The 5,893-nt window shown below is 61.7% G+C and carries 6 protein-coding genes and 1 rRNA gene; 3 read left to right on the top strand and 4 right to left on the bottom strand.

Annotated elements, in window-relative coordinates; genetic code table 11:
• From KBY75_RS15120 to petB, 3 genes are all read right to left on the bottom strand, one after another.
• Positions 1 to 113 (bottom strand): 16S ribosomal RNA (locus KBY75_RS15120); the annotation flags it as partial.
• 884 nt (positions 114 to 997) lie between these two features.
• Positions 998 to 1,480: a cytochrome b6-f complex subunit IV gene (gene petD, locus KBY75_RS15115; RefSeq protein ID WP_106632801.1), complete on the bottom strand. Its 483-nt coding sequence runs from the start codon at positions 1,478 to 1,480 to the stop codon at positions 998 to 1,000.
• A gap of 87 nt (positions 1,481 to 1,567) precedes the next feature.
• A complete protein-coding gene (petB, locus tag KBY75_RS15110) occupies positions 1,568 to 2,251 on the bottom strand; it encodes a cytochrome b6 (protein WP_255024545.1) in 684 nt (227 codons plus the stop codon).
• Positions 2,252 to 2,351: 100 nt separating this feature from the next.
• On the opposite strand from petB, the gene ctpZ reads away from it, so the two are divergent.
• Genes ctpZ through minC form a run of 3 tightly spaced genes read left to right on the top strand, consistent with a single transcriptional unit; the run spans position 2,352 to position 5,551 of the window.
• On the top strand, positions 2,352 to 3,578 hold the full coding sequence (gene ctpZ, locus KBY75_RS15105; protein WP_255024544.1) for a carboxyl-terminal processing protease CtpZ: 1,227 nt from the start codon (positions 2,352 to 2,354) through the stop codon (positions 3,576 to 3,578).
• 2 nt (positions 3,579 to 3,580) lie between these two features.
• Positions 3,581 to 4,822, top strand: a complete 1,242-nt coding sequence (locus KBY75_RS15100) for an HD domain-containing protein (RefSeq protein ID WP_255024543.1) — start codon at positions 3,581 to 3,583, stop codon at positions 4,820 to 4,822.
• Between the two features lie 6 nt (positions 4,823 to 4,828).
• Positions 4,829 to 5,551 carry a septum site-determining protein MinC gene (gene minC, locus KBY75_RS15095; RefSeq protein WP_255024542.1) on the top strand — a complete coding sequence of 241 codons (723 nt, stop codon included), beginning with the start codon at positions 4,829 to 4,831 and terminating at the stop codon, positions 5,549 to 5,551.
• On the opposite strand, the gene KBY75_RS15090 is transcribed toward minC, so the two are convergent.
• A partial coding sequence (locus tag KBY75_RS15090) for a chromate transporter (protein WP_255024541.1) occupies positions 5,541 to 5,893 on the bottom strand: 353 nt, incomplete at its 5' end. The genes minC and KBY75_RS15090 overlap by 11 nt on opposite strands.

Raw genomic sequence — 5,893 nt, 5'->3', positions numbered from 1 at the left:
AGATTCTCACGCGTTACTCACCCGTCCGCCACTAACCCGAAGGTTCGTTCGACTTGCATGTGTTAAGCACGCCGCCAGCGTTCATCCTGAGCCAGGATCAAACTCTCCGTTGTAGTTCACGTCCTATCGGCTTTCGCCTCAACCTGAATTGCTTCTCACCCGTTTCAACCCACTGGCGCAGGTCTCACAGTTGGAGCCCCTTCCTCTGACAGAAGGTTTCAAAGAGTGCATTCAGAAATTTCTTTCCTCTTGACTTTCCCGAATCCCAGATCCGGTCGCGCTCGCCTCTCCTATCGGCACACCAGCTCCTGTTCCCTCGTGAGAAGGCAACAAAAACCAACCAACAGGCGCGTCACGCTTTGTTTCTTTTTGACGGGACCTCACACCTTCACTGCTATTTCCGTCACTAGCTGATCTCTCAGCTAAAAAATCAAAGCTCCAACACCCTCCCTCTCAGGCGGTGCAGGCTCCCTTAATCCGTGACGCAGTGAAAGCGTCAGTTCCTAAACTTTTTAGTTGTCCAGGTGCTTCCGCTTCCTCCCCCTCTCGGGAGTTCTCGGCGGAACGTCGCCTCTCAGCGACTCAGAAAACTTACAACACCGTCGGCTCTCGCCTCCTCCGTCGTAAGCCTGCTCGCTTCCGGGGCTTCCCCCCTTGCGCGCAGTCCAAAAACATATCACCCCACTTGCGCTTATGGCAAGAACCCGTATCGAGCGCGACAGCGCACCAAGCCAAAACCATTGCGGCCAGGCGTTTAGGTGCACTCCATTTGCCGTCTTTCCCCCTGGGGCCGCTGCAGGCCCTTCAGCGCCATATGGGCCACAAGGGGTGGCTATCGGGAGCGCTGCTGGGGCAGGGAGGCTCACAGAGCTCAGCTGAGGAAGGGCCAAAGCAGCTGAAAGAGACTCTCTTACATGCCATAAAAAAAGCCGCGACCTAAGTCGCGGCTTGATGAGAGGACCCAGGCAGGGTGCCCAGGATGATTTGCTCCTAATTCTCAGAACAGACCAAGGGTGAGTGACTTGTCGATTGGCATGGCTGCGCCAATGCCGAGATAAATCGCAAAAACAGTGCCGAACAAGAAGGTGGCCATGGCCACGGGCCTGCGGAAAGGGTTCTGAAACTTATTGAAACTCTCGATGAAGGGCACAAGCATCAGACCCAGGGGGATCATGGTCTGCAGGGCAATGCCCAAAAGCTTGTTAGGAACAACCCTGAGGATCTGGAATACCGGATACAGGTACCACTCAGGCAGGATCTCAAGCGGGGTTGCAAAAGGATCAGCCTTGTCACCCAGCATGGCCGGATCCATGACTGCCAGACCAACCATGCAGCCAATGGTCCCCAGGATCACCACGGGGAACATGTAGAGGAGGTCGTTGGGCCAGGCTGGCTCACCGTAATAGTTGTGACCCATACCCTTCGCCAACTTGGCGCGGAGCTTGGGATCGGTGAGATCGGGCTTCTTAAGGATGTGCATGGCAGCTGCCGGCAGCAGGGATCTTTGAGGTGTTGGTGTGAAGCTTAAGGGGGGAGATTCGGAGGCGAGAGGCCTCGAATCAATAGGTCACAAGGGGCCAGAGATGCCCTGCTTCCGGATCATCAGGAAGTGCATCAGCATGAAAACCGCAAGCAGCCAAGGCATCACGAAGGTGTGCAGGCTGTAAAAGCGGGTCAGGGTGGACTGGCCAACGCTCTCCCCACCACGGAGAAGCTCGACCATGAAATCACCGATGACCGGAACAGCCGCGGGGACTCCAGAAACAATTTTGACGGCCCAGTAACCGAGTTGATCCCAAGGCAAGGAGTAGCCAGTAACGCCGAAGGAGACAGTGATCACCGCCATGGTGACGCCAGTAACCCAGGTGAGCTCCCTTGGGCGCTTGAAACCACCGGTGAGGTAAACCCGGAAGACGTGCAGGATCAGCATCAGCACCATCATCGAGGCGCTCCAGCGGTGCACAGACCTGATCAACCAGCCAAAGCTGACGTCGGTCATGAGGTACTGGACAGAGGCATAGGCCTCAGCCACCGTTGGCTTGTAATAGAAGGTCATCGCAAACCCAGTGGCGAACTGGATCAGGAAGCAAACCAGGGTGATGCCGCCCAGGCAATAAAAAATGTTGACGTGGGGTGGCACGTATTTGGACGAGATGTCGTCGGCAATCGACTGGATCTCAAGGCGCTCGTCGAACCAGTTGTAAACCGGGTTCGAAGCCTGTCCGGAGTTTCCAGCAGGAGTGTTCGCCATGCAGCTGGGGTATTGGTTGCGAGATCCTACCGATGACCTCGAGCCGCTTGTGAGTGTCCAGCCCTCTAGGCCAGCGCCTTCTCAACCGTTTGCAACAGCCGTGAAAAACCTTTTGGCAACACTGCTGCAGCGTTTGCTTGGCCCCGTGCTGGCCCTAGCCCTGCTGGCAGCCTCCGGCGCCTCGGCCTTCGCCCTCAGCGATACCCAGCAGCTGGTGGTTGAGGCCTGGCGCCTAGTGAACCAGAGCTACGTGGATCCAGGACGCTTTGAAACGGTGCATTGGAAGCGGCTGCGCCAAAAAGCGCTCGAGCAACCAATCAACAGCTCAGGAGATGCCTACGACGCCATCGAATCAATGCTCACCCCCCTTGGCGATCCCTACACCCGCCTTTTGCGGCCTGCCGACTACGCCACCCTGCGCTCCAACACTCAGGGCACCGTGACCGGAGTGGGACTGCAGCTGGGCTTGCGCAGCAACGACCAAGCAGTCGTAGTGATCGCCCCACTGGACGGCTCCCCCGCCGCTGAAGCCCTGATACCTAGTGGCGCCGAGGTGCTGCGGGTAGATGGCCAGGCCACTGAGGTTCTGGGGCTGGAACGCACCGCAGCCGCCCTCCGCGGCCCCGCCGGGAGCCGGGTCCTGGTGCAACTCAACATGCAAGGGCAGTCCCGCGAAGTGGAGCTCGAACGGCGAGAGGTGGAGCTGCGTCCGGTGCGCAGCAAGCGTCTGCGGGTGGGAGAGCACACCCTCGGCTACCTACGTATCACCCAATTTTCTGAACCGGTGCCCCAGGACGTGCAGGAAGCCCTCGCCGATCTCAACAGCAAGGCGATCGAGGGGCTGATTCTTGATCTGCGCAATAACTCCGGCGGGCTGGTGAGCGCCGGCTTAGCCGTGGCCAACGACCTACTCAATGGCGAGCCCATCGTGGAAACCCAGGACCGTGATGGACTCAGCTCGCCCCAACAGGCCAACCCCGGCATGCTCTTCGACGGGCCGATGCTCACCCTGGTGAACGGCGGCACAGCTAGTGCCAGCGAAATCCTGGCGGGAGCACTTCAAGACAATGGCCGCAGTGAGCTGGTGGGAGCTCAAACCTTCGGCAAAGGGCTGATTCAGACCCTGATCCCCCTGGGCGACACCAGCGGCCTGGCCGTGACCGTGGCCCGCTACCTCACCCCCAGCGGCCGCGACATTCAGCACCAGGGAATCGCGCCGGATCTGGTGCTGCCCGAACCCGAACCCCTAGATCCCGGCGGTGAAGGTGACAGCTGGCTTGATGCCGCGGGCCGCTTGCTGGCCAGCCGGCTTGAAGCGACTCTTTGAATATGGGAGAGCGCACCTATCACGATCCACTGCACGGGGCGATTCGACTCGATCGCAGCGATCCGGCCGAAGCCCTGGCCATCGACCTGATCGATTCCGCCCCCTTCCAGCGCTTGCGTCGAGTGCGTCAATTGGGGCCAGCCTTTCTGACCTTCCATGGAGCCGAGTCCAGCCGCTTCACCCATTCCCTTGGGGTGCTGCACCTAGCCCGCCTCGCTCTGCAACAGCTGGAGCGCCACCACCTTGAACTGGCGGAACATCGAGCCGTGCTCTACGCCGCGGCCCTGCTGCACGATGTGGGCCACGCTCCCCTGAGCCACTCAGGCGAGGAGATGTATGGGCTACACCACGAGGCGTGGTCGGGGCGACTGATCCGGGAGCATCCGGCCTTGCGCGACCGCCTCGAAGCCCACGCCCCCGGCACGGCCAGCGCCGTGGCCGACCTGCTGGAGCACGGCCGCCACCCCTGCACGGCGATCAAGGCCCTAGTGAGCAGCCAGCTGGACTGCGACCGGCTCGATTACCTGGTCCGCGATAGCTACAGCACCGGCACTACCTACGGCCGGCTGGATCTCGAGCGCATCCTGGCCGCCTTCACCTTGGCTCCCGATGGCCAGCTGGCGATCACCCCCAAAGGGCTGATGGCCGTGGAGCACTACCTGGTGGTGCGCAACCTGATGTATCGCAGCGTCTACAACCACCGGCTCAACGTGGTGTGCAACTGGCTGCTCAACCAGGCCATCGCCACCGCCCGACGCCTGGGACCAAAGCGAGTTTGGGCCGACCAGGTGATGGGCCGCTGGCTGTGGCACTGCGACGCTCTCGATCTGGAGACATTTCTTGCCAACGACGACATCCGCACCGGCTACCACCTGATGCGCTGGATGGAAGAGGGCCCGTCCGAACTGCAGGATCCCTGCCGCCGCCTGCTGGAGCGGCGGCTGCTCAAGGCCACCGATGTGAGTCACTGCAGCCCCGCCCAGCGACTGGAGCTCCTGGCTGCAGCGCGGCAGCTAAGCGAAGCCGAGGGCCTGAGCGCCGAAACCAGCTGCGGCCTGCAGCAGCGCCAGAGCCGCGGTTATCACCCCTATAAAGGTGGCTTGCGCCTTTGGGATGGCGAGCACCTACAGGCCCTGGAGCAGCGCTCAAGCCTGGTGCAAAGCCTCACTGTTGCGGTCGAGCTGGCCTGGCTGATCCATCCCGGTGAGGTGGCACCTAAGTTGCGCCAATTGCTGGGTCGCTGAGCGGGAATGGGGATAGGGCCGGAAATGGAGTTGGAGCCGGCTCAAGGAGCCTTGCTGGTTGCAGACCAATCGGGGCGAGGCAGCCACCGGCTAGTGCTGCCCGCCTCCTGCCAAACCCCTTTGCCCGCTCTGGTGCAACAAGCAATCGATAGTGGCGCCCTGCTGGGTGATGGGCCAATCGAGGGCCAGGTGCTGCTCGAGGCTGGCGCCTGGCGTCTAGGCCTAAGCCAGCTGGGCGAGCTGCAGCGCACCCTGGCCGGCCGGGGGCTTGAGCTGGTGATGATCTGCAGCAGTCAGCCCCACACCCACGTAGCAGCTGCGGGGCTGGGGATCTTGAGCCAGTGGCCTAATGCGGCCGCTCCAGCGAGCCCCGCCAAACCAGATTCAGACCTGCAAGTGCATCGGGGCACCCTGCGCTCCGGCGACCATCTGGAAATATCGGCCAGCGTGCTGCTGCTTGGGGACGTAAACCCAGGCGCGCGGATTTCAGCCGCAGGCCATGTGCTGGTTTGGGGGCGATTGAGGGGTATGGCCCACGCCGGCTGCCAGGGCGACAACAGCGCCCGCATCGTGGCCCTGCAGCTACGACCGCTGCAGCTGCGGATTGCCGGGGCGGTGGCCCGGGGACCCGAGGGCTCCCCCCCAGCCGGGTTTGCTGAAGAAGCTCGGATAGTGGCGGGCGCCATCCAAATAGACCCGGCCCAACCAATCTGGCCCCTTAGCGGTTAATTACACCCAGACCACCCAGCACACCGGCCACTGCCATAAACCAGAGCGGCGAAATGCGGGTGCGCAACATCAGCACGCAAACCAGCACTGACACCACCAGCCCAGCCCAATTGGTGTCAGCCGTGCGCAGAATCTTGAGCCCCACGGCAAACAAAATTCCCAAGGTGATTGGCCCCAGTCCTCGCTCAAAGGCCACCCGCCAGGGGGAGTGTTCAAGGCGCTTCCAACTAAGGCAGGCGATGACCATCAGCAAGGTAGAGGGCAAAAGGATCGCTGCTTCGGCGCCGTAGGCGGAGAGCAGGGCCCAGAGAGGCCCCTCCCGCCAGCCGGCCCCGAGCCCAA

The sequence above is a fragment of the Cyanobium sp. T1G-Tous genome (genome assembly GCF_024345455.1).
GTDB lineage: Bacteria > Cyanobacteriota > Cyanobacteriia > PCC-6307 > Cyanobiaceae > Cyanobium_A.
Note: the sequence above shows the minus strand (reverse complement) of the source record. Positions and strands in the feature narration are given on the sequence as shown.

Bases quoted from the DNA above. Each gene is read 5' to 3' on its own strand.
- petD (WP_106632801.1), bottom strand. From the start codon at position 1,480: ATGCACATCCTTAAGAAGCCCGATCTCACCGATCCCAAGCTCCGCGCC.
- KBY75_RS15100 (WP_255024543.1), top strand. From the start codon at position 3,581: ATGGGAGAGCGCACCTATCACGATCCACTGCACGGGGCGATTCGACTC.
- minC (WP_255024542.1), top strand. From the start codon at position 4,829: ATGGGGATAGGGCCGGAAATGGAGTTGGAGCCGGCTCAAGGAGCCTTG.
- petB (WP_255024545.1), bottom strand. From the start codon at position 2,251: ATGGCGAACACTCCTGCTGGAAACTCCGGACAGGCTTCGAACCCGGTT.